The 23,137-nt window shown below is 56.0% G+C and carries 18 protein-coding genes; 11 read left to right on the top strand and 7 right to left on the bottom strand.

Annotated features, from left to right (window positions below):
- Positions 1-2: 2 nt before the first annotated feature.
- Positions 3-500 (bottom strand): hypothetical protein, encoded by a 498-nt coding sequence (locus ACR0DK_RS00640; RefSeq protein WP_170420862.1) that lies wholly within the window; start codon positions 498-500, stop codon positions 3-5.
- Complete coding sequence (locus ACR0DK_RS00635) at positions 493-1,254, bottom strand: helix-turn-helix transcriptional regulator (RefSeq protein ID WP_170401338.1); 762 nt, start codon at positions 1,252-1,254, stop codon at positions 493-495. The genes ACR0DK_RS00640 and ACR0DK_RS00635 overlap by 8 nt, the downstream gene beginning before the upstream one ends.
- Positions 1,255-1,867: 613 nt before the next feature.
- On the opposite strand from ACR0DK_RS00635, the gene ACR0DK_RS00630 reads away from it, so the two are divergent.
- From ACR0DK_RS00630 to ACR0DK_RS00605, 6 genes are all read left to right on the top strand, one after another.
- On the top strand, positions 1,868-4,315 hold the full coding sequence (locus ACR0DK_RS00630) for a hypothetical protein (protein WP_170391975.1): 2,448 nt from the start codon (positions 1,868-1,870) through the stop codon (positions 4,313-4,315).
- A gap of 128 nt (positions 4,316-4,443) precedes the next feature.
- Entirely contained in the window at positions 4,444-6,390 is a 1,947-nt protein-coding gene (locus ACR0DK_RS00625; protein ID WP_480734565.1) for a type I secretion protein, read from the top strand.
- 36 nt (positions 6,391-6,426) lie between these two features.
- On the top strand, positions 6,427-8,733 hold the full coding sequence (locus ACR0DK_RS00620; protein WP_170391971.1) for a type I secretion system permease/ATPase: 2,307 nt from the start codon (positions 6,427-6,429) through the stop codon (positions 8,731-8,733).
- A 3-nt stretch (positions 8,734-8,736) separates the two neighbouring features.
- Positions 8,737-10,077 carry an HlyD family type I secretion periplasmic adaptor subunit gene (locus ACR0DK_RS00615; protein WP_170391969.1) on the top strand — a complete coding sequence of 447 codons (1,341 nt, stop codon included), beginning with the start codon at positions 8,737-8,739 and terminating at the stop codon, positions 10,075-10,077.
- 72 nt (positions 10,078-10,149) lie between these two features.
- Entirely contained in the window at positions 10,150-10,542 is a 393-nt protein-coding gene (locus ACR0DK_RS00610) for a rhodanese-like domain-containing protein (protein ID WP_170420870.1), read from the top strand.
- A gap of 83 nt (positions 10,543-10,625) precedes the next feature.
- The gene (locus ACR0DK_RS00605) at positions 10,626-10,811 is read left to right on the top strand and encodes a hypothetical protein (RefSeq protein WP_480734561.1); all 186 of its coding nucleotides are present in this window, start codon (positions 10,626-10,628) and stop codon (positions 10,809-10,811) included.
- On the opposite strand, the gene ACR0DK_RS00600 is transcribed toward ACR0DK_RS00605, so the two are convergent.
- Complete coding sequence (locus tag ACR0DK_RS00600) at positions 10,812-11,570, bottom strand: alpha/beta fold hydrolase (RefSeq protein WP_480734560.1); 759 nt, start codon at positions 11,568-11,570, stop codon at positions 10,812-10,814.
- A gap of 89 nt (positions 11,571-11,659) precedes the next feature.
- Between ACR0DK_RS00600 and ACR0DK_RS00595 the strand changes: the two genes are divergently transcribed.
- Entirely contained in the window at positions 11,660-12,034 is a 375-nt protein-coding gene (locus tag ACR0DK_RS00595) for a hypothetical protein (protein ID WP_170391953.1), read from the top strand.
- A gap of 69 nt (positions 12,035-12,103) precedes the next feature.
- Here ACR0DK_RS00595 and glyA read toward each other — a convergent pair whose 3' ends face one another.
- Positions 12,104-13,399 carry a serine hydroxymethyltransferase gene (gene glyA / locus ACR0DK_RS00590; RefSeq protein ID WP_480734558.1) on the bottom strand — a complete coding sequence of 432 codons (1,296 nt, stop codon included), beginning with the start codon at positions 13,397-13,399 and terminating at the stop codon, positions 12,104-12,106.
- 168 nt (positions 13,400-13,567) lie between these two features.
- Between glyA and ACR0DK_RS00585 the strand changes: the two genes are divergently transcribed.
- A complete protein-coding gene (locus ACR0DK_RS00585) occupies positions 13,568-14,329 on the top strand; it encodes an NAD kinase (RefSeq protein ID WP_170391948.1) in 762 nt (253 codons plus the stop codon).
- Positions 14,330-14,600: 271 nt separating this feature from the next.
- On the opposite strand, the gene ACR0DK_RS00580 is transcribed toward ACR0DK_RS00585, so the two are convergent.
- From ACR0DK_RS00580 to ACR0DK_RS00570, 3 genes are all read right to left on the bottom strand, one after another.
- The gene (locus ACR0DK_RS00580; protein ID WP_170391946.1) at positions 14,601-16,040 is read right to left on the bottom strand and encodes an amidase family protein; all 1,440 of its coding nucleotides are present in this window, start codon (positions 16,038-16,040) and stop codon (positions 14,601-14,603) included.
- 180 nt (positions 16,041-16,220) lie between these two features.
- Positions 16,221-18,110 carry a propionate-CoA ligase PrpE gene (prpE, locus tag ACR0DK_RS00575; RefSeq protein WP_170563706.1) on the bottom strand — a complete coding sequence of 630 codons (1,890 nt, stop codon included), beginning with the start codon at positions 18,108-18,110 and terminating at the stop codon, positions 16,221-16,223.
- A 286-nt stretch (positions 18,111-18,396) separates the two neighbouring features.
- Entirely contained in the window at positions 18,397-20,670 is a 2,274-nt protein-coding gene (locus ACR0DK_RS00570) for an NADP-dependent malic enzyme (protein ID WP_170401318.1), read from the bottom strand.
- Positions 20,671-20,731: 61 nt separating this feature from the next.
- Here ACR0DK_RS00570 and ACR0DK_RS00565 point away from each other — a divergent pair, with 61 nt between their 5' ends.
- The 3 genes from ACR0DK_RS00565 to ACR0DK_RS00555 all read left to right on the top strand — a co-directional run bounded on the left by ACR0DK_RS00565 (position 20,732) and on the right by ACR0DK_RS00555 (position 23,134).
- Positions 20,732-21,571 (top strand): hypothetical protein, encoded by an 840-nt coding sequence (locus ACR0DK_RS00565; protein ID WP_480734553.1) that lies wholly within the window; start codon positions 20,732-20,734, stop codon positions 21,569-21,571.
- Entirely contained in the window at positions 21,534-22,637 is a 1,104-nt protein-coding gene (locus tag ACR0DK_RS00560; RefSeq protein ID WP_170732893.1) for a cupin domain-containing protein, read from the top strand. Before ACR0DK_RS00565 ends, ACR0DK_RS00560 begins: the two co-directional genes overlap by 38 nt.
- Positions 22,638-22,741: 104 nt before the next feature.
- Positions 22,742-23,134, top strand: coding sequence for a cytidine deaminase (locus tag ACR0DK_RS00555; RefSeq protein ID WP_480734549.1), 393 nt, complete (start codon positions 22,742-22,744; stop codon positions 23,132-23,134).
- Positions 23,135-23,137: the final 3 nt, after the last annotated feature.

Here is a 23,137-nt window from a genome sequence, read left to right as displayed (position 1 = left end):
TCTCAGACAGGGAAACCCAGTTGGGTGATCAATTTCCAGATATCCCTGTTGGCATTCGAGAGCTGAGTGACAACATCCTCGATTTCTTTCATTGCTTTGTCGTCAACTGTGTCTTCGCGACCAAGTTTGATGTCGGTCTTGCGATCAGCAATGCGCATCAGGATGGTCTTTGGATTTCCGCTTTCCTGATCGAAAGAATAGATGCAGTGATTGTACTTGTTTCGAATAGAGGACAGGCGCGACAACCGCTGGGTGTGTTCGAGAATCGGATCGCGGATTTCACGGGGGCGACCCTCCATCTTGGCGAGACGTTCGACCAGATCGATACGGGCACGTGTGGTGTTAAGCGTCAGGAATATGATGACCGCAACATCTTTTTTGGCCCCGGTCAGACCTGCGATCAGGTGGATCAGCAGGCTTTCAGTGTTCGTCCACATATAGTTGAGCCGACCCACCAACAGAATGAGCCGGTCGAACCGGGTTTCGAATGCCTCATCCAACGGGCGCGTTGCGCGCTTCGTTCGGCGCGACCTCAAAGTAAAAATGCGCAGCTTCAGTCCGGTTGCTCACATCGATCTTGCCCGAGACATTGTGCATATGCAGTTTGACGGTGTGTTCGGTGATGCCCAGATTCGACGCAATGGTCTTGTTGCTCTTGCCTTGCGATACCAGCCTCAGGACTTGCTTTTCGCGGCGCGTCAGCTTTGAGTATCGCAACAGTTTGTCAGGTGACCGGGTTCTGGTTGCAGGCTGTTTTTCGATAGGTGTGCCTGGCGCACTTTGTGTTGCGGTCATGCTGTCGGCCAGAAAGCAGGGCAGGTGCAGCTCTTCGTGCATCAGAAGGCGCAGTATTGCGCGCCAAACATCCGGCGCCACGTTCATTGGCAAATACCCGACACTGCCGAAACGGGTACGATCCCAGCGTTCGAACAGAACCCGGGCCGGACTTTTCTTGCGATAGGCGAAGGCCAGACATCCTGTCTCGGCGAGCCGGGAGTAATCAGCGGGCCGCGCCAACAGATCTTCGAGCATCATCTGATCCACAACAATGATGCGCTCGGAGGGAACAGAGTTCCCACTCTCGGCCAGCAGGTCGTCAAGGCTTTCATATCTTGACGCACGAACGCCGAATTCGCTTTGAACACTTCTCAGGGTTTGGTTCGAGTAGAACAGTTCCTTGCCGATAAAAATGATCGACAGCTCTTCGGGATATTCAATCTGATCACGGGCGTCTTCTTGCAATGAAATATTCATTGATCTTCCCCCCACTAATACAAACGCCACCCTCTGAAACTTTAAATCGGGTACAGAACTGGATGGCGCGAAACAGTAACTTTGAACTCAAATAGTACCTTATCATAGCTGAAAGTACGTGTTTCAGCAACCAAAGGCGGGTTCCGCAATACCGCGTACTAGAACCTTTGATCAGGTTTTTCGTATATAGTTTTAGCGTAACTTTATGAAATTTCAGGGTTAATAATCCTATATGTTTGCGCATGATTGTTTCTGAGGCAAATTTGGTGCGAAATACGCCAGATTTCGAAAAATATATATATTAAACAGCTAATTACGGAAAATAGCCCTTTCGGCCAGCTATGCACATCCCCTTATCGCTGCAACCATGCCCAAGCTTCAATTTGTGAAGTGATCTTAGACCTGACGTGCCTGCGGTCCGCGTATTTCTGCGAATTCTCCGTGGTCATGGAATCGGCTTAGCCGAGAAAGGGGGGCAAACCAAACAGAAGACCTTCACGGCCGCGCGAGTGTCCAGATTGACACGTTGCGCGCAAAGTCTGTTTCAAACCGCGCCTGTTACCGCTTTGTAGATGAATGGCGGTCTGGTGCTTCAGTAAAAGTGGAACTTATTATGGAACGCAGATTAGCTCCAATCACCGATGTCCAAGAAGTTATCGACGATCAGGATCCTGTTGTAGACGAACCGCAGCTGGAAGAAGAAGAGATGGCTGTTGAAGATTTGAACCAACAGCAACAGCAGCAGCAACAACAGCAGGGCGACGACAGCAACACCAACGGTGGTAACGACAGCAACACCAACGGTGGTAACGACAGCAACACCAATGGTGGTAACGACAGCAACACCAATGGTGGTAACGACAGCAACACCAATGGTGGTAACGACAGCAACTCACAGACCAATGGCGGTGACGACAGCAACACCAATACCGCGACCGTAGATATCGACTTCGGCGGCGGAGAGTGGATTCCGCGCGACGATGACAAAGTCGACGTTGATATTGAGGACGTCGAAGGTGATGTCGGCGACGTTATTACTGCCGGTGACGATGTAAATTACGATCCCGGCGACGACGTCAACATTGATATCTCGCAAGATGGTCCCGGAAATGATTTCGCGTCGATCAACCAGCAGTTTGCCAGCCTGGAAGACAATGACAGTTTGGGTACAGCAAGTGTCGAGAATTCAGGCGACTTCACACAAAGCGGTGACGCCAACGGCGGTGAAGCCTATGCTGAAGATGGTATCGACGTAAACAACGACGGTGGCTCCTCTGGCGATGGCGGCATGAGCTATGGTGGTGAAGCCTATGGCGACACCAATGGCAGCCATTCGCTGGCCTTTGGTGGTCATTCAGGAAATGCTGATAGCGCTGCGACAGGTGGAGATGGCGCATCTTCGGGTGATACCTATAACGCAAGCCTGGGTCTTGGTCATTCGAGTGCCAGCGCAGACGGTGACAGCACCGGCGGCGAAGGCGGCGCAGCAGACAGCGAGTCTAATGCCGACAACCACGGCGAAGCGAGTTCCGATAGTGACTCGACTGGTGGTAACGGTGGTAATGCCGGATCGATTGGCCTTGGTCTTGGTCTTGGTTTGTCCGGAGCGAACGCCGATGGCGATGCAGACGGTGGTGACAATACATCTGGGGCATTAGCTGCTGGCCTTGGTCTGGCAGGCACCGATGCTTCCAACGACGGTGCCGATGGTGGCGCTGGTGATGCCGATAACGATGGTTCGGCAGACAACTCTAGCGACGGAACCAACGAAGCCAACGAGTCTTCCTCTGGAGGCAATATTGGTTTGGGTCTGGCTGGCGCTGGCGCGATGGGTTGGAATGATGCCGATGGCGGTAGCGGTTCCGGCGGCGAAGGCTCCGGCGGCGAAGGCTCCGGTGGCGAAGGCTCCGGGGGCGAAGGCTCAGGCGGTGAAGGCTCAGGCGGTGAAGGCACTGGTGGCGAAGGCTCCGGTGGCAATGCCAACGGTGGCGACGGCACCGGCGGAGATTCCGGCTCGGTAGAAGAAGCCTTCCCATTCCCGGTACTCCTTGTGGAAGAGGAAGATCCTGACGGAGACGAAGAAGCTGCAGCAGCTGGTAACTCGAACGGTACCGGCGGAGACGGTGGTACTGGTGGTGCAGGTACCGGCGGTACGGGTACTGGCGGTACAGGTACTGGTGGTACGGGTACTGGAGGTACTGGTACTGGTGGCACAGGTACTGGCGGACCGGGTGCTGGCGGTACAGGAACCGGTGGTGCAGGCGGCGGCTACGTTGACACGGATGCTGATGCGCAAGGTGTTGGTGACCAAGATGCTGCTGGCCCTGTAATCACGCAGTCACCTGGTGATATCGATGGCTCTGCCGACAATGATCAGGACGTTGACGGTTCTGGTGGTAATGGTGGTACCAACACAAGTAATGGATCAGCAGACGCCAGCGGCGATGGAATGGCATCGGCTGAAGGTACTGGTGGCGCTGGCGGTACGGCCAACCCCGAGGCAAGCTCGGCCGGAAGCGGTGCTGGTTCAGCTGACGCAACCAACGAAGCCGGAAACGGCGGTGACTCTGAAGCATGGGCCGATTCAGCCAACGATGGTTATGCCGAAAGCCTTGCCGAAGCGATTGCCGGATACGGTGGAGATGCTTCGTCCGATAATGATGCGGACTCGATGGCTTCAGGTGATGCAACAGGTACTGCGATGTCAGGTGACGGCGGTGCCGGTGGTGCAGCGGCATCGACTGGCGGTACCAGCGGCGACGTCATGGGCTCGTCTACTGGTGGTGCAACCACAGGTGCAATGAACACCGGTGGTGAAGCATCCGGTGCATATTCGGGTGCCGGTGGTGCTGGCGGTAATGGCGGTACCTGGGGTTCGGATAATGGTGGCGATGGTATCGTCAACGGCGAGTCTTATGCATCCGCAGCAGCAGTCGTCGATACGAACGCCTTCAACCAATCGATCGTACAGGGTGCCAACGTGCTTGGTAACTCGGTCGATACGACCATGGTTGGCGGTTCGATGACCTCGACTTATTCGAGCGACGACACCGAGGTCTAAGACCAATTCGCGGGGGCCGCATTATCGGCCCCCGTTCAATGAAATCGCCGGGGCCGCGTAATGTGGCCTCGGCCCAGCAAATCCCGAACCGGAAATTTTAGTCGGCAAGGGGGCAAGGGATCATCGAAATGTCATTCGATAGTGTTACCGAAAAGATTGCACACTTTATTGGATCTTTTGATCTTACGATTGAAAAAGCCCGGTTGAGGGATCAGTACGAAGAGTTCACCGCCATGCGGCGCAAGGCGGAACTGGACGAACTGGAAGAACCCGCAAAGATCCGGATCAAGGCAGATCTTGAATTGGACCCAGGCAAATATGGTCCGCTTTCCTATCGGTTTGACACCCCCCCCGCCACTCCTGAACTTCCACCCCCAACCGACGGCCCTGAATTTGAAACGGTCGTTGTACTTGAACCACCACTCTCAGACGGTCCGCCGTTACCCGAAGCGACAACCGGCCTAGGTGCAACGTTTGTGATCGAGCAGCAGCTAGAGATTGTGACAGAGCTTATCGGGTCTGCTGTGACCTACACGTTCCAGACGATTTTCCTGCGCGACAATGACGTTGTCGGCGAGGGAGATTTCCGCGATGTCGATCAGTTGATCGCTTTGGCCGAGGCGGCTTCGCAGGTCGCAGCATCGATGCACGCGTTTGCCGTGCCCTCGTTCTCGATCTCGGACTACTTGTCGGTTGAATACGTCGAGTCTTTGGCCGAAGCGATGTTGGCCCCGATCAATGTCGAAGTTGAAGGCGCGGTTGTTTATCAGTTCCACGGCGAAGACGCGATGGGCGTGATCGTCAATGGTGAGTATGTGGACGAAGCCCCGGAATGGGAAGATCTTCTGCCTGCGCATCATAGACCGGACGAGGAAGAAGAAGACGAAACGCCCGATATGATGCCCGCCGAATGGGCTCAGGACGAGGAAGACGAATTTGCCGAAGGTCACACGGTGATCGCAGGCGGCAACCTTGCGATCAACGAGATGAACGCAACTGTGGCCTGGGTCGATGCGCCTTATATTGCGGTCGGTGGAAAAGCAATCGAACTGGCCATGGTGAGCCAGGTCGCCGTTGTATCTGACACAGACAAAGGCACGAATGGCGGCTCGGGCACCAATGTGGTGCACTCGTCGACGATCGAGGTCGAAGGCAACTCAGCCCCTTGGCTTGAGAAAGGCTCAAGTGGAGACGATGCCCCGGCATATGTGCATGTTGATTGGATTACGACCGATCTGATCGTTGCAAATTTTGTCAAGCAGGACATCGACGCAACGGATATCGATCATATTGATGCCGAGATTAGCGCGACGACCACGCTGTATGCGTTGGGTGACAACGAGTTGATTGATGTCACCAATATTCTTCAACTTGGCAGTTATTATGACCTGATCATGATCGAAGGCGACATGATATCGGTCGATGCGTTTGTCCAGACGCACGTATTATTGGATGACGATGTGGTGATGGGCGGATTGCCCGGACCCATCGATGGATCGGACGAGAACCTGGTTATGAACGAGGTTTCTCTCAAGAAAGAAGGCGAAGATACGTATCAGGCGATGCACGACTCCATGGCCGACGCCATGACCATGGGCGAGGACGACATGGCAGCGCTGGAAGAGGCGCTAATGAACGATCCGATGTTTGCTGGCATGGAGCAGATGCGGGTCCTCAAGATCGATGGATCGCTGGTTCAGGTCAACGTGGCCGAGCAATCGACGATGCTTGCCGATCAGGATGACGTATATCTGAATGGTCCCCACGCGGACGAGACCGAGGTTCTGGCAGGCAGCAATGCGATGCTGAACGCCGCCAATGTAACCAAGGCCGGCGTGGATTCGGTTGTTATGGCTCAGGATGGGGCATTTTCTGACCTGCTACTGCATCAGGCAAGCCTGCTTGACATGCCCACGAATGAGGACATCGCCGAGATGACCAACGAGGCAATCGCCGCCATCATGGAAGAGGCGGGTATGCCAGGTCACGACAATGGCATTGGGCCTAACGGTAACGATCTCACGCCAAGCGAAATGGCGAATTCCTCCGATGGCCTGCAGACCATGCTGGCCTAATATTTCCTGATTTACGAGTGACCGGAAGGTTAGTTTATGTCGATCGTTTTTTCGTCGCGCCGCACCCGTTTTGCAAGTCCATTGGACCGGCACGGAGGCGGAGGCCCATTGACCCTGGAACCCCGAAATCGGGTAGCAAAACCAAATGAAAGTAAACTTGCAAAAACAGCGTCCCGCCTGCGTTTGACAAGTGATATGCAACTGGCGGAACCCGAAACCAAACCAGAGACCCCGGAAGCAAGTGACACCCCGGTTGCCGGGCCCGCGAAACGATCGCGGCAATCAGAAGCGCCTCAGGCGACGACACAACCGGATAATCCGGGGCAGACCCAGGCAGAGCAGTTGGATCAAACATCACAACCGCGCGCTGGTTCTCCCCTTCGGCGCGCGTCGTCGCGGCCCGCGCAAGATAAGGATCCTGCGGGTGGCGACACTGGGGTGGCCGATACCGAAGCCCCCGATTGTGAAACCGCCGACCAATCGACTGCACGCATGACCCCCTCTGCGCCGTCGGATGGTAAAGACCGCATGGGCACCACGATCGAGGCCAAGGCCAACCAACCCTTGCTGCGCCCGGGGACGGGTGGTGGCGATGGCAAGGGGCCACCCCAAACATTCCACAAACGCACGCCGCCTGAGGATTTCCAGAAGACGCTGCGTACCTCACTGCGCGCGATTTGGCGCAATCTGGCCTTCGTGCTGGTACTGACCTGCGCGACCAACGTCCTGATCCTAGCGATCCCGATCTACCTGTTTCAGATCAGTGACCGGGTTCTGACTAGTCGCTCGCTGGATACGTTGATCATGCTGACGGCAATCGTTGCCGGAGCAGTCATTTTTCAAGCCGCATTTGATGCCGTTCGTCGGTTCATGCTGATGCGTACAGCGGTCGAGGTCGCCGCCCGTCTTGGGGCCCCGGTTCTTAGCGCTGCGGCCCATGCCTCGCTGCACGGCAACGGACGCGAATATCAGACACTTGGGGATCTGCAACAGGTGCGGGGCTTTCTGGTCTCGGGCACTCTGATCTCATTTCTGGATGTACCATTTGCACCGCTGTTCATCCTGATGATCTTTCTGGTGCATCCGCAACTTGGGATGATTGTGGTGACGACGGCCGTGATTCTGATGATCATCGCGCTGATCAACCAGAAAATGACCGCCAAGCCCTTTGCCAAGGCCAATCAGGCGCAATCAATGGCGAACCAGCATCTGGATTCAATGTCGCGCAACAGTCAGATCATCAACGCTTTGGCGATGATCCCCGAGGCAGTGCGCATCTGGGGGCGTGACACCGCACAATCGCTGACATGGCAGGTCAAGGCGCAGGATCGTAACGTGATCTTCGCGGCCATTTCACGTGCCGTCCGTCTTTTGACGCAGATCGGCATTCTGGGCTGGGGCGCATTTCTTGCGCTGCAGGGCGAAATTACAGGCGGTATGGTCATCGCCGCCTCGATCATCGCAGGGCGGGCTTTTGCGCCGATCGAAGGCTCGATTGAGGGTTGGAATACCTTCCTACTGACGCGTGGCGCTTTTGGGCGGATCAAGGCTCTGCTGTCGAACTCGGCCCTGCAATATGAAAAACTGCGCCTACCACGGCCTGAGGGGCGGTTGGATGTCGAACGCCTGCTATATGTCCCCGGCGGCACCAAGCGGGTGGTTCTGAACGGAATCACCTTTGCGCTGAACCCGGGTGAAACTCTGGCGATCATCGGGAATTCAGGCGCAGGCAAAACGACACTTGGTAAAACGCTGGTGGGTTCGATCCTGCCGACCTCAGGCAGTGTGCGGCTGGACCTGATGGATATCCGCAACTGGGATCCCCGCCAGTTTGGCGAAAATATTGGCTATCTGCCGCAAGACGTACAGCTGTTCCCAGGCAGCATCAAAGACAATATTGGCCGGATGCGTGCCGATGCCACGGATGAGCAGATCCACGATGCCGCCGTTTTGGCCGACGTGCACAACATGATCGCTACACTGCCGCAGGGGTATGAGACTGTTGTGGCCGCCGACGGCTCACCTCTCTCAGGTGGCCAGAAGCAGCGTATTGCTTTGGCGCGTGCCTTCTTCGGCAACCCGCGTTTGGTTGTTCTGGATGAGCCGAATTCGAACCTCGACGTGGCAGGTGACAAGGCGCTTGCGCGCGCAATTCAGCAAGCAAAGGAAAGCAAGATCACCGTTGTAGTGATTACGCAAAAGCCGACTCTGTTGAATGTTGTCGACAAGATCATGCTGCTGACCGATGGGCGCGTGGCGCTGTTCGGGCAGCGCGAACAGGTGCTGGAACAGCTCAACGGGCCGCGCCAGCAACCGCCCGAAATACAGGGCAAGGGGGATTAAGCGATGAACGACGTGGCACGCACCGATGAAGGCGGTCTTTGGTACTCTGAAGTTCCGCGCTCGATCACCAAATTCATCGTGATTGGCTTTATCATGCTTATTGTCTGTTTTGGCGGCTTTGGCGTCTGGTCCTTCCGTGCACCTCTGGCCGCTGCAGTCATCGCGCAAGGCAGCTTTGTCGCGACCGGCCGCAACAAGATCGTGCAGCATTTGGAAGGCGGTATCATCGAGAACATTCTGGTCTCGGAAGGTGAATCTGTTCAAGCCGGACAGATCATGATGACTTTGGATCAGACCTCGGCCGAGGCGAGTGAACGCGAATTGTTCATTCGCAAACTTCGCCTTCAGGCCATGACCGAACGGTTGCTGGCTGAGCATAGCGAACAGGAAACCCTCGTGTTTTCGCCCGGATTGATCGAAGCATCGGACGACGTCGAGGTCATGACGATCCTCGACAATCAGAAACTCAGCTTTGATGTATCGCGAAAGACGCTGCTGAACGATATTGCTTTGCTGCAGCGCAACATGGAGGCGTTGAAAATTCGTGCGTCAGGATTTGAAGCACAATTGGTCAGCATGGAAAGGCGATCAGAGATTCTCGAGGAAGAATACGAGACCAAATATTCGTTGTTTGAAAAAGGATTAGTGCGCAAAGGTGATCTGAATACGATCCGCCGGGTGCAGGCCGAAGCCGAAGGTCAACTGGCGCGTCTGCGCGCTGAAACGGCTGAGGTAAACCAGATGCTGCTGAAGTATGAAGAGCAGATTCTGCGCACCCGCTCAGCCTACCGCGAGGCTGCGCTGGACGAGTTGGGCGTTATTGAAGCCGATCTTGAAAGTGTGCGTGAAAAAGCCCGTCAGGCCCGTAGCGTTCTGGCCCGTGCCGTTGTGCGTGCACCGGTGACAGGCACAGTGGTGCGACTTCATCACCACACGCCGGGCGGGGTGATCGAAACTGGCGAACAGATTGCTGAGATTCTGCCCGCCGATGCGCCATTGATCATCGAAGCGCAGATCCCGCGTACCGAGATCGACAGCGTGGTCACCGGGCAGATCGCGACGGTGCGCCTCGTTGCGCTCAATCAACGGACAACCCCAGTGCTTGAGGGCGAGGTCTATTACGTCTCGGCTGACTCGCTTGTCGAGGATTCTGCCGGTATGCCGCAAGAGGTCTATCTGGCGCGCATTTCTCTGACCACGGAAGAGATGGGTCGCGTGCGGGGCTTCGTGCCGACACCCGGAATGCCCGCCGAGATCATGATCCAGACCGAGGAACGCACCTTTGCGGCCTATATCGCCAAGCCGGTGGTTGACAGTATGTCGCGTGCTTTCCGCGAACATTAAGCGCCTGAATGTCTACACCTTCAATTTTCTGCATGTTAGCCTTTCACGGATTCATTTCCTGGAGGGGCGCAAATGCCATTGACGGTCAAAGACATGATGCAAGCTGCAAACGCGGTGGTTGAGCGTATCGATGCCAGCCGGGCGAAAGAACTGATCGGGCAGGGTGCCTTGTTGTTGGATATTCGCGATGCGCCTGAACTGGAAAGGACAGGGCGCGCGGTCGGCTCGCATCATATCCCGCGCGGGATGTTGGAGTTTCGGGCCGATCCCGAGCTGCCTTCCCATGACGCGGAACTGCGCAAGGACCGGGTGATCATCCTGCATTGTGCATCGGGTGGCAGGGCGGCGCTGGCTGGGAAACTGCTTAAGGATATGGGGTATTTACACGTCTACAATCTGGGCGGGTTTGCGGATTGGGTGAATGGCGGCGGCGAGGCGACCGGGCCAATGGATCGCGGGATGTAGCTACATATCTGACCCAAATCAAAGTCACACATATTCCGTTGCTGTAATGTAAAGGCCAGAAGCTTAAACACAGGATACTGGCCATGATACGCCTAGCAGCCACGCTTTATTCTTTGATCGCCACAGCCATCGCTGGTTCCGCCGTGATTGCGGTCCTAGCGGTTGGAATGGTGACCTGGATGGCCATCGTTTCCGCCGCAGCAGCAGGGGCGGTTGTTGCCGCGCCGGTGTCGTGGCTGGTGGCAAAACGCCTGTATCAAGACGCTTGATTAAGCGTTCAAGAAGGTCCTGACTGCAGCTTCGAATTCGCGGGGTTTCTCGGCGTGCAGCCAGTGCCCCGCGCCAGGGATTTTGGCGAAGCGAGCTGCAGGAAACAGCGTGCGAATCTGCTCTCGGTGTTCGGGCAGCACATAATCTGATGCTGCGCCGGACAGGAACAGAGCAGGGCCGTCCCAATGGGTCGAAATCTCGGGGAAGCCCATGATCTTTGGCATTTCGCTGGCCAGTACATCCAGGTTCAGCCGCCAGCGGCCTCCATCAACATCCAAAGACTGCGTAAAAAAGCTCTGCAGCGCCTTTTCGACGCCCAGATCGGCCAGCTGTGCTTCGGCATCTGAACGACGCTGAACGCGGGACATATCGACCGCCCGCATTGTCTCGATGAATTGAATCTGGCTGTGGCTGTATGCCACTGGTGCGATGTCTGCGACGACCAGCTTGCGCACCAGATCGCCATATTCCAGCGCCAGCACCATCGAAGCTTTTCCACCCATGGAATGCCCGACGATATCGGCGATGCCGCCAACGCTGTCGATGACCTTGGCCAGATCATGCGCCAAATCTGTGTAGCCATGCTGAGCATCCCAAAAGCTGTAGGCGTGATTGCGCATATCGACGGCGATCACCTGTCTTTCGTTCGACAGTCGCCGCGCAATGACTCCCCAGTTGCGCGCCGAACCATAGAGGCCATGCGCTATCAGCAGGGGCGGATGATCGGTCGGGTCGCCATGGATGATCGTATTCAGCATGCTTCTGTGATACGCGTCACCGCGCGGAACAACCAGCCCCATTGTCGCCGGTGTGACGCGTGGCTACATTGTCCCGTCAGGAGGCGCCAATGACGCAGGAAATCGATATCCAGACCCGGATCGCAGAGACCATTCGGTTGCTGCGTAAAAAGCTTGGCGTGAAAGACAAGACCCTGATTGCCTCGGTCCGGCGCGCAAAGCGGCGTTTGCCGCGCAAGGTCTATAAACAGGCCTTGGTTCTGGCAGAGGCCGAGCAGATGGCCGAGCATCCCAAACTGCGGATGGTTTTGGATATGCCCCGGCTCGAAAAAGCGTCGGACGAGGTGCAAGGCCACCTGAACGCGATCAATCTGGCAGATCGACGTTGGGGATGGTTCCTGAGCTTTCTTGGTTCGCTTGCGTTGGGCCTGATCGTGTTGGCGGCGTTGGCTGTGTTCGTACTACGATGGCGCGGGTATATCTGACCGCTGCACGCCTCAAAGAAAAACGGCGCCGATCAGGGCGCCGTTTTCTGTTCTAAGATCCGTATTGGATCAGAGATTCGGATAAAGCGGGTAGCGCGCGCAAAGTTCGGCGACTTCGGCTTTAACTTTGGCTTCGACCGCACCGTTTCCGTCTTCGCCATTTGCGGCCAGACCGTCGACCACTTCGATGATCCAGTCTGCGATCTGGCGGAACTCGGCCTCACCAAAACCGCGGGTGGTTCCGGCGGGCGAGCCCAGACGGATACCGCTGGTGATCGTCGGCTTTTCGGGGTCGAACGGCACACCGTTCTTGTTGCAGGTGATATGTGCCCGGCCCAAGGCTTTCTCGGTTGCGTTGCCTTTAACGCCTTTGGGGCGCAGGTCGACAAGAACCACATGGGTATCGGTGCCGTGGGTCACAGTGTCCAGGCCACCCTTGATCAGCTGATCTGAAAGGGCCTGCGCATTCACAACGACCTGCTTGATATAGTCCTTGAACTCAGGACGCAGTGCCTCGCCAAAGGCAACGGCCTTGCCAGCAATCACATGCATCAGTGGGCCACCCTGAATGCCCGGGAAGATGGCCGAGTTTACCTTTTTGGCAATCGCTTCATCATTGGTCAGGATCATGCCGCCGCGCGGGCCGCGCAGGGTTTTATGCGTGGTGGTGGTGGCCACATGCGCATGCGGGAAGGGCGAAGGGTGCGCGCCTGCGGCAACCAGACCGGCGATATGGGCCATGTCCACATGCAGATAGGCGCCGACCATATCGGCGATTTCACGCATGCGGGCAAAATCGATGACGCGCGGGATGGCCGAGCCTCCGGCGATGATCAGCTTGGGGTTATGTTCCTTTGCCAGCACTTCGATCTGATCATAGTCGATCAGGTTGTCCTGCTTGCGCACGCCATAATGTACCGCGTTGAACCACTTGCCCGACTGGTTCGGCGCCGCACCATGGGTCAGGTGACCACCTGCATCCAGCGACATTCCCAGAATGGTGTCACCGGGCTTGATCAGCGCCTGAAATACACCTTGGTTCGCCTGCGATCCCGAATTCGGTTGGACGTTGGCAAACTCACACCCAAACAAATGCTTGGCACGGTCGATAGCCAGGTTCTCGGCAATGTCGACGAACTGACAACCGCCATAGTACCGGCGGCCCGGATAACCTTCGGCATACTTGTTGGTCATGACCGAGCCCTGCGCCTCCATCACGGCGGCAGAGACGATGTTCTCCGAGGCGATCAGTTCGATCTCGTCGCGCTGGCGGCCCAATTCAGATGTGATCGAGCCGAACAGCTCGGGGTCACGATCCGCGAGGGACTGGGTGAAAAATCCGTTGTCACGAAGATTGGCGTTCATGTGCGCTCCGCATGGCTGGGGTGTATCTGGCGGATTTCCTATCGGAAACGACGTGTGTCAGAAAGGTTGTAAAGCGACGAAATGGCCCTCTATGGCGTCAACTCTGGCCTATTGCGGAAAGGTATGTTTGTTTCGGAACCAAATGTGCAGCACTGGAAACTATAAAACATGACAAAGAGAATCGCCTTTCTGGCCAGCGATGCCAAGGTTGCGCAGACCGCCCGGGATGCGCTTGTGGCGCGCTACGGAAATGCAGCGCCGAGAGACGCAGATGTTGTGGTGGCGCTGGGTGGTGATGGCTTCATGCTTCAGACGCTGCAGGGCGTCCAGCATTTGGACAAGCCGGTTTATGGAATGAATCGCGGTACCATCGGGTTTCTGATGAACGAATATGCCGAAGTTGATCTGATGGCCCGGCTAGCAGAGGCAGAGGAAGAAGTCATCAATCCATTGGCGATGACTGCAATGGACCAGGCGGGCCAAAAGCACCAAGCACTTGCAATCAACGAGATTTCGCTGCTTCGTGCGGGGCCGCAGGCAGCGCGGTTGCGGATCAGCGTTGATGGGCGGGTACGCATGGCCGAACTCGTGTGTGATGGTGCATTGCTTGCCACGCCGGCGGGTTCAACCGCATATAACTATTCCGCTCACGGACCCATTGTACCCATTGGCGCGGACGTTCTGGCATTGACGCCAATCGCCGCGTTTCGCCCCCGGCGGTGGCGTGGCGCCTTGCTGCCGAAAGTTGCGAAAGTCAGATTCGATGTGATCGAGGCTGACAAACGCCCGGTTATCGTTGCGGCCGATTCCATATCGTTTCCGGATATCGATTGGGTCGAGATCAGGTCTGAGATTGCGATCCAGCATCGTATTCTATTTGACCCTGGCCACGGCCTGGAAGAACGATTGATCTCCGAACAATTTACTTAAATCTCAGCGTGTTGATCATTTTTCCACCGCTTGTGTGAACCAGTTCACATGCAACGCGATAAGGGTTTGTTAACTTCAAGTTGCCCGGAGAACACGCCGAGGTGGAAGTGAGTGGCCATCTAAAGGTGTTTTCGAATGGTTGCGCAGTTTTCGCGCTGGCGAGGGTGGGTGGTGCTACGCTCGTCATCTTAATCCGGGCATATTTTAGTATGCGGACCCCGGGACAAAATCCCGGGGTCTATTTCATTTGTGAGGCCTGAGTGACGATGTCTCAGGTTTGCGCGCTCATTCGATCCCACAGAATCGGAGCCATCTGCCCCACACGCGCTTCGATCGCGACCGCTGCATCCACCGCCATATCCTCACGCCAGCGTCGAGCAGCAATCTGAACATTGATCGGTTGCGGCCCATTCGGCAATTCGGCCAAGCGTGCGGGAACGCTGGCGGCGGGCAGCCCGAGGAAATTCATCGCATAAGAATAGACCGCGCATCCTAACACCTCATGAACGCCTTCCGCACCTTCGGTATCGCGATCAGGTCTGAAGAACGGTTGCGGCAGGAATGGAGACAGGACCAAAGGATATTTCTGCATGAATAGCGACCATTGGCGCGCAAAATGGCTGCGTTGCGCCAACGCCTGAATCAGTTCGTCGCCTACGATCGGAGGAAACTCCTGAAAATAAACCTCGAAAATATCACGGATGGTTTGAGACCCGACTGCCTCGATATCGTTTTTCATCAACGTCAGCACTTCACCCATCAGCGCGCGATAGCCGATGCGCCCACATTCGAACACATCCGGCGGATCAATGTCTTCAACTATATATCCGGCATCTACCAGCGCCTCCCGAGCGGTACTTAGCGCTTTGTCCACTTCGGGGTGCAAAGCGTATTCGAACGAATTTTTGGTGAACGCAACTTTGATTGGGGTGTCCGGCCCCGCGCCGCGCCAAGGCATTGGCACATGGAAGGGGTCGCGGGCGTCCGGGGCGATCAGGCTGGGCATCGAAAGGTGCAGGTCCTTTGCGCTTCTTGTGAGCAAGCCCTGTACCGACATCGATTGTGCCAGCATCCCGCGTTCCACCTTCTGGCTGGGGTTCCAGGCCGGTACGCGGCCCAGCCCCGGTTTCACTGTAACCGCACCATTGGCCGCTGCCGGAAAGCGCAGACTGCCTCCGATATCGTTGCCATGAGCCAGGGCACCGATGCCCGCCATGACCGCAGCCCCCGCGCCCCCGGACGACCCACCGGGCGAGATATGGCGGCCCCAAGGATTGTGCGTGCGCCCATGAAGTGGATTATCCGTGTCAGCGCGGAACGAGAATTCGGGCGTATTGGTCCGCCCGATGACAATGGCCCCCGCCTTATGCAAGTTTGAAACCACCGGTGCGTCATCAGGGGCAATGACATCCTTCAAGGCAACCACACCATTTGTGGTGGCATGGTTCTTCTGGTCGACATTCACTTTGATGGTCACGGGTACCCCGTGCAGCGGTCCAACCGAGGCACCATTGCGGCGCGCCTGATCAAGCGCAGATGCACGCTCTAACGCTTCTGTGCCCAGATCGTCCACGACAGCATTCAGCGAGGGATTTACCTGATGCATCCGCTCCAATGCATCACTGATCACCTCTTCTGCGCTCAACTCGCCAGCTTGGGTCAGCGCAGCCAATTCTGTTGCATCAAAACGCCAGATATCGCCCTGTGTCATGCTCGTCCTCCTCACCTCAAACTGAGGTGAGGAGGACCCAATGACAAGCCCCGCAATCGCAAAACGGATCCAACCTTCATCTGGCCAAGAATATCTCGGAGCGCGAGGCAGAGCCTCGCACACGCGCGACAGCGCAAATCGGTTGCGCCGTAAGGCGCTCCGCTTGATCGTACCGTGAAATTACTGCGCGTAGCCGATAGTTTGCAGGGCCACCGTGATCTCGTCCAGAATTGCTGGGTCATCGATTGTGGCAGGCATTTTATACGCCTTGCCATCCGCGATCGACACCATCGTACCACGCAGGATCTTGCCCGAGCGTGTCTTGGGCAGACGATCCACCACTACGGCTTTCTTGAACGCAGCGACTGGGCCGATTTTGTCACGAACCATCTGGACCACATCGGTTACCACCTCCGCGTGATTCCGATCGGATCCGGCATTCAGGCACAGGAAACCGACAGGCATCTGGCCTTTCAGTTGATCAGATACCCCAATCACAGCGCATTCTGCCACATCGGGGTGAGCGGCCAACACCTCTTCCATCCCGCCCGTCGAAAGTCGGTGCCCGGCGACGTTGATCACGTCATCGGTACGGGCCATGATATAGAGATACCCATCTTCGTCGATCATGCCCGCATCACCGGTTTCGTAATAGCCGGGAAAATGCTCAAGGTAGGATTTTCTGAAGCGCGCCTCAGCATTCCACAGGTTTGGCAATGTGCCTGGCGGAAGCGGAAGCTTGACTGCGATCGCGCCCAACTCGCCCGGTCTCATAGGATGGCCGCCTTCGTCCAGAATCTGAACGTCATAGCCCGGCATAGGCTTGGCAGGTGATCCCAGCTTGACCGGAAGCTCTTCGATTCCGAGCGGGTTGCCAGCGATGGTCCAGCCAGTTTCGGTTTGCCACCAATGATCGATGACCGGAACTTTCAGCGCATCCTGCGCCCAGATGATCGTATCTGGATCAGCCCTCTCTCCTGCAAGATACAGAGCCTTAAGGCAGGATAGATCGTAATTCGCCATCAATTCTGCGCTTGGGTCTTCGCGTTTTACGGCACGAATGGCGGTTGGGGCGGTGAAGAAGCTTTTGACCTTGTGTTCGGATATCACGCGCCAGAAAGTTCCGGCGTCAGGTGTTCCGACGGGCTTGCCTTCAAAAACAATCGTCGTGTTGCCGTGGATCAGCGGGGCATAACAGATATAGGAATGGCCAACGACCCAGCCGACATCCGAAGCCGCCCAGAACACATCTCCAGGATCGACATTGTAGATGTTCTTCATCGTCCAGTTCAGTGCGACCAGATGGCCGGCAGTCGGGCGCACGACGCCTTTGGGCGCACCAGTGGTGCCGGATGTATAGAGGATATAGGCTGGATCATTGCCGCTGACTGGTACACATTCTGCGGGCTCGGTACCGTATTGGAAACCGTGCCAGTTGACGTCGCGCCCCTCGATTAGTTGTGCGACTTCCTGCTCGCGCTGGAATATTACGCAAAATTCGGGTTTGTGGGCGGCCAGATCGATCGCGCCATCCAGCAGAGGTTTGTAGTGCACAACGCGTCCCGGCTCCATCCCGCATGAGGCAGCGATGATCGCCTTGGGTTTCGCATCGTCGATACGTACGGCCAGTTCGTTGCTGGCAAAGCCGCCGAATACCACTGAATGCACTGCTCCTAGCCGGGCGCAAGCCAGCATTGCCTCCAGCGCTTCGGGGATCATAGGCATGTAGATGATGACGCGGTCACCTTTCTCAATACCTTTTGCACGGAGCGCGCCAGCCAGATTAGCAACCCGATTGCGTAACTCGACGTATGAGATTTCGCGTTTGGTATGAGTAATTGGGCTGTCATAGATGATCGCGGTTTGCTCACCACGACCATTTTCCACATGGCGATCAACGGCGTTCCAGCACGTATTTACCTTGGCATCACTGAACCATTCGTAAAGAGGCGCATTGTCGTCAAACAGAGCTTTGCTGGGCGCTTGAACCCAATCGATCCCCTTGGCGGCATCCATCCAGAATGCTTCGGGGTCGTTCTTCCAGCTCTCGTAGACGTCCTGATATGCCATGATGGCCTCCTCCCAAATTCCTTGAGCTATGTGTTAGGCATCGTGGATGTTCCGAGCAAGCGATGCGCATAACGGCGCGTCAGTTTATCGCAAAATCTTTGCAGAACCTTGCAGTTTGGCTTGCAAATTTTTGCAAATCCTCTGATCTGAGCAGATTTCTGAGTGTCACACGCAAAGATTTGCAAATCTGCAAATTTATTACTGCAAATGTGCTGGCGCTAACAGAATCAAACCGGGCACCTAATCTGGTGCCCGGTCATGTTTCGTAATGATATAGGCGCTGGGCTTATCCGTAGTGCGCGACTGGCGTACCTGCGATGGCCGCCATGTTCAGCAGTCCTCTGGCCGTAATCGAAGGCGTTACGATATGCGCCTTGTTTCCCATTCCCATGAGGATTGGACCTACCTCAAGCCCGTCCGCTTTCATCTTCAGGATATTGCGCACACCGCTTGCCGCATCCGCATGGGCGAAGATCAGGACATTTGCAGAGCCTTCCAAACGCGAGTTCGGGAAGATACGTGCACGCAATTCAGGATCCAAAGCCAGATCAAGGTTCATCTCGCCTTCATAGCTGAAGTCGCGTGGCTCGGAATCGAGAATCTCAAGCGCAGCCCGCAGCCGCTTGCCTGATCCCTCGGCCTGATTGCCGAATTGCGATTGCGAACAAAATGCGATCTTGGGTTCCAACCCGAACCGCCGCACGTGACGAGCAGCTCCAATGGTGGATTCGGCAAGTTCTTCTGGTGTCGGCAATTGTCTTACATGCGTGTCTGCAATGAACAGAGGGCCATCTTCCAGAATCATCAGCGAAAGCGCGCCATGCGGGCGCAAATCGCCATCATCCAAAACCTGTTCGACATAGTTAAGATGCCAGCGATACTCACCAAAAGTGCCACAGATCATGCTGTCCGCCTCACCGCGATGCACCATGATTGCTGCAATGGCGGTGTTGTTGGTGCGCATGATGGCCTTGGCCAGATCCGGAGTGACCCCCCGACGCTGCATTATTTGATGGTACGAATTCCAATAATCGTAGTAACGGGGATCGTCCTGAGGGTTCACGATTTGAAAATCCTGCCCCGGTCGTACTGTCAGGCCTAGCCTTTCGCACCGTGCGCTGATCACGTCCGGTCGCCCGATCAGGATCGGGGTTTCCGTGGTTTCTTCCAATATCGCTTGCGCAGCCCTTAAAACACGCTCGTCCTCGCCTTCTGCGAAGACAATTCTACGCGATGCGACGGCTGCGGCTTCGAACACTGGCCGCATCAACAGTGCAGATTTGAACACGGTCTGGTTCAGGCGTTCTTTATAGGCTTCGAGGTCATCAATGGGTCGTTTTGCGACCCCGCTCTTCATAGCAGCCTGTGCAACCGATGAGGAAACGACCCCAACGAGGCGCGGGTCGAAGGGTTTTGGGATCAGGTAATCTGGACCAAAAGTCAGCTGCTCACCCTTATAGGCCGCCGCGGCTTCGGCGCTGGTTGTCGCGCGCGCCATGTCGGCGATGCCGTCGACGCAGGCGATCTGCATCTCGTCGTTGATTTCAGTCGCGCCCACATCCAGGGCACCTCGGAAGATAAACGGGAAGCACAACACGTTGTTCACTTGGTTCGGAAAGTCGCTGCGACCGGTCGCAATGATCGCGTCAGGGGCAACTTCGCGCGCCGCCTGTGGCAGGATTTCCGGAGTTGGGTTGGCCAGCGCAAAGATGATCGGGGTCTTGGCCATCTTCTCGACCATCTCAGGCTTGAGCACATTTGGTCCGCTCAGCCCCAGAAACAGATCGGCACCTCCGATCACATCATCCAGAGTGCGCAGATCGGTTTTCTGCGCAAACTGATCCTTGTGCGGGTTCATATCCTCGGCGCGACCTTCATAGACCAACCCGTGAATGTCGCAGAGCCAGATATTCTCGCGTTTGACGCCGAGCTTCACCAACATGCTGAGGCAGGCGATCCCGGCAGCACCGCCGCCGGTCGAAACTACTTTGATATCCTCGAAGCTCTTTCCTGCCACATACAGGGCGTTCTTCGCTGCGGCACCAACAACGATTGCCGTGCCGTGCTGATCGTCATGAAACACCGGGATGTTCATCCGTTCCCGGCACAGTTTTTCGACAATAAAACAATCCGGTGCCTTGATATCTTCAAGGTTGATTGCGCCAAAGGTAGGTTCCAGGGCGCAGACGATATCTGCCAGCTTTTCTGGGTCAGGCTGATCCACCTCGATATCAAAGCAATCGATGCCTGCGAACTTTTTGAACAGGACGGCCTTGCCTTCCATCACCGGTTTCGAGGCCAATGCGCCTATATTCCCAAGGCCCAGAACTGCGGTGCCGTTTGACACAACCGCAACAAGATTGCCGCGGGCGGTGTATTTCTCAGCATTGGCGGCGTTGTCCTTTATCTCAAGACTGGCTTCGGCGACGCCTGGCGAATATGCCCGCGCAAGGTCACGACCATTTGCCATTGGTTTGGTTGCCTTGATCTCAAGCTTTCCGGGCTTTGGATGCGCATGATAGTCAAGCGCGGCCTGTCTCAGGTTCGGTGTGTCAGACATCGGTAATACAACTCCGTTCCAATATTCGTTTGATGGTTAAACTATTTCTCAGCGCTTGGCTATGTCGCCTCGGACCGCAGTCAGAGACAGGCCTCACGGATACGTTAACGAAACGTTGGTTGAGAGTTGCCGCATCGTTTTTATGTACAGCCAATTCCGGGGAACCTTACGGACACCAGAAGCGGCGGACCTTATCATGCGTCATGAAGACAAAGCTTGTGCTAGTGCGCAATTTGCCAACCCTTCAATCAGGATTGGTGCCAATCGGAATGTCTTCTTTGTTGTGCTTGTTTCGGCGGTTTCATTTCTTTTTGTGGTTATGATTTGGCCCGAAGCGGCTGCGGCTTTCAACCAAGAAGGTGGGTTGATTGAGACGATATCGGCCACCGCGTTACTGGTTTCCGGGCTGGTCGCGTTGACGCGTTTCCGAGGCATCTCGCGGCTGTATATCGGATTGGTCTGCCTGCTGTTGGCCGAGCGCGAATTGGAGGCAGAGGTGTACACAGAAGGCAGCGCGCCTTTCGTGGTGCTAAACTGGATTGATTTATTGCTTGATGTGACTGCAGTAAGGATCGCTTTGGCTGCGATCGTCATTGGTGGATTGCTCTGGCATGGGATACCGAACGGAATTAAGGCACTTAAGATCCGCGCGCCTTTTTTGATGATTTTTTTCCTGGCCGGAAGTGTTGCGGTGCTGGCTCAGCTTCTTGAGGAAATCAGCGGATTGTTCGACGAATACCTTTCGGTTGCGATGGCTACACGTTTGTTCGTGATGGAAGAAACGCTGGAGATGTACTTTTCGATTGGCATTTTGGCTGCTGTTCTGATCGGATGGCCAAAACCAAAATCCGAAGAGAAACAGAATGACCAGCAATACCGGCGACTCCCTCACGCGCGCTGAAATCCGACTGCCGACGCAGGAACTGCGCAACGATATCCCGTTTTATACCAAGGTACTGGGGATGCGGATGGATATGATCTATCCGGCAGATGACCCTCGGGTTGCCGTGTTCTCTGGTCACGGTCTGCGCTTGCGGGTCGAGAAAGATGCAGCTGAAGCGGCGGGAACGTTGCGCATTCTGACATCCGATCCAGAGGGTTTTGCAGAAGGTCAACGAAGTCTTGTCGCCCCAAACGGCACCCGGATCGAGATTGACGAGTTGAACCCGCCGCTGGTCATGCCGGATACGGTCCACTCTTTTGTTGTCCGTAGGCTCAAGGATCAGGCGCCGTGGATCATTGGACGGGCAGGGATGCACTATCGCGATCTCGTGCCGGACCGGCTGGGCGGATCGATTATCGCCAGCCATATACGTATCCCAGATGGTGGTCCTGTGCCCGATATGGTGCATTTCCACAAAGTCGGATTTCAGCTGATCTTCTGCATCCACGGCTGGGTCGATGTGGTCTACGAAGATCAGGGCGACAAGATGCGCCTGACGGCAGGCGATTGCTTTATTCAGCCGCCTGAAATCCGCCACCGCGTGCTGGAAGCGTCAGACAACGTTCAGGTGATCGAGATTGGTGTCCCAGCCGAGCATGTCACGGAGATTGATCATGAGATGGAACTGCCCACACCGCATTTCCGCCCGGATCGGGAATGGGATGGGCAGCGGTTCGTTTACAATCAGGCGAACGGGGCAGAATGGGTGCCATTCCGTTTGCCCGGTTACATCTGTCGTGACACGACGATTGCCGAGAATACCAAAGGCGTGGCGGGCGTTCAGGTCGTGCGCCGGGGCGAGGGTAACCCTCAATGGGCCAGCCACGACACCGACATACACTTTACCTTCGTGATAACCGGCGAGGTGACACTTGAGGGTGAAGGGCGCGAGCCCTATCAGTTGGAACAGGGCGATGCCTTCGTCATCCCGCCGGGAATGCGAACGCGGCTGTCGGAGCCCTCGCAGGATGTGGAACTGCTTGAGGTGACTTTGCCGGGGACCTTCAACACGACGTTGGGTTAGGGCCATGAAGAAGTGGATAATGGCGTCAAGGGGGCTTCAATTCCCCCGTCGCTTTCCAGTAGGGTATGATATTCTGACCAGATGATCAAAAATTGGGATTCGCCATGTCTTTGAAAGATGCAGCTTTGGCCGTTCGGGAAAATGCCCACGCGCCTTATTCGAATTTCAAGGTCGGGGCGGCGATCCGGTCCAGTTCAGGTGTGATCTATTTTGGCTGCAATGTCGAAAATATTGCTTACCCCGAAGGTACGTGCGCCGAGGCCGGGGCAATCGCGGCAATGGTCGCCTCTGGTGAAAAAGAACTGACCGAGGTCTACGTGGTCGCCAGCAGCCCGCAGCCGGTGCCCCCATGTGGTGGATGCCGTCAGAAACTGGCCGAATTCGGCAATGGGGATGTGGTCGTTACGATGGCGACGGTTGATGGTCTGGAAACCAAAACCACGATTGCCGATCTATTGCCCGGTGCGTTCGACGCGTCGCATATGGAGGATGTCTGACTT

The organism is Ruegeria sp. CE6, from assembly GCF_056537485.1.
The sequence above is the reverse complement of the archived record's forward strand: the minus strand, read 5'-3'. Positions and strand labels throughout refer to the sequence as shown.

Coding starts and splice junctions, on each gene's coding strand:
- ACR0DK_RS00635 (WP_170401338.1), bottom strand. CDS start 1,254: ATGAATATTTCATTGCAAGAAGACGCCCGTGATCAGATTGAATATCCC.
- ACR0DK_RS00630 (WP_170391975.1), top strand. CDS start 1,868: ATGGAACGCAGATTAGCTCCAATCACCGATGTCCAAGAAGTTATCGAC.
- ACR0DK_RS00625 (WP_480734565.1), top strand. CDS start 4,444: ATGTCATTCGATAGTGTTACCGAAAAGATTGCACACTTTATTGGATCT.
- ACR0DK_RS00620 (WP_170391971.1), top strand. CDS start 6,427: ATGTCGATCGTTTTTTCGTCGCGCCGCACCCGTTTTGCAAGTCCATTG.
- ACR0DK_RS00615 (WP_170391969.1), top strand. CDS start 8,737: ATGAACGACGTGGCACGCACCGATGAAGGCGGTCTTTGGTACTCTGAA.
- ACR0DK_RS00610 (WP_170420870.1), top strand. CDS start 10,150: ATGCCATTGACGGTCAAAGACATGATGCAAGCTGCAAACGCGGTGGTT.
- ACR0DK_RS00605 (WP_480734561.1), top strand. CDS start 10,626: ATGATACGCCTAGCAGCCACGCTTTATTCTTTGATCGCCACAGCCATC.
- ACR0DK_RS00600 (WP_480734560.1), bottom strand. CDS start 11,570: ATGCTGAATACGATCATCCATGGCGACCCGACCGATCATCCGCCCCTG.
- ACR0DK_RS00595 (WP_170391953.1), top strand. CDS start 11,660: ATGACGCAGGAAATCGATATCCAGACCCGGATCGCAGAGACCATTCGG.
- glyA (WP_480734558.1), bottom strand. CDS start 13,399: ATGAACGCCAATCTTCGTGACAACGGATTTTTCACCCAGTCCCTCGCG.
- ACR0DK_RS00585 (WP_170391948.1), top strand. CDS start 13,568: ATGACAAAGAGAATCGCCTTTCTGGCCAGCGATGCCAAGGTTGCGCAG.
- ACR0DK_RS00580 (WP_170391946.1), bottom strand. CDS start 16,040: ATGACACAGGGCGATATCTGGCGTTTTGATGCAACAGAATTGGCTGCG.
- prpE (WP_170563706.1), bottom strand. CDS start 18,110: ATGGCATATCAGGACGTCTACGAGAGCTGGAAGAACGACCCCGAAGCA.
- ACR0DK_RS00570 (WP_170401318.1), bottom strand. CDS start 20,670: ATGTCTGACACACCGAACCTGAGACAGGCCGCGCTTGACTATCATGCG.
- ACR0DK_RS00565 (WP_480734553.1), top strand. CDS start 20,732: ATGTCGCCTCGGACCGCAGTCAGAGACAGGCCTCACGGATACGTTAAC.
- ACR0DK_RS00560 (WP_170732893.1), top strand. CDS start 21,534: ATGACCAGCAATACCGGCGACTCCCTCACGCGCGCTGAAATCCGACTG.
- ACR0DK_RS00555 (WP_480734549.1), top strand. CDS start 22,742: ATGTCTTTGAAAGATGCAGCTTTGGCCGTTCGGGAAAATGCCCACGCG.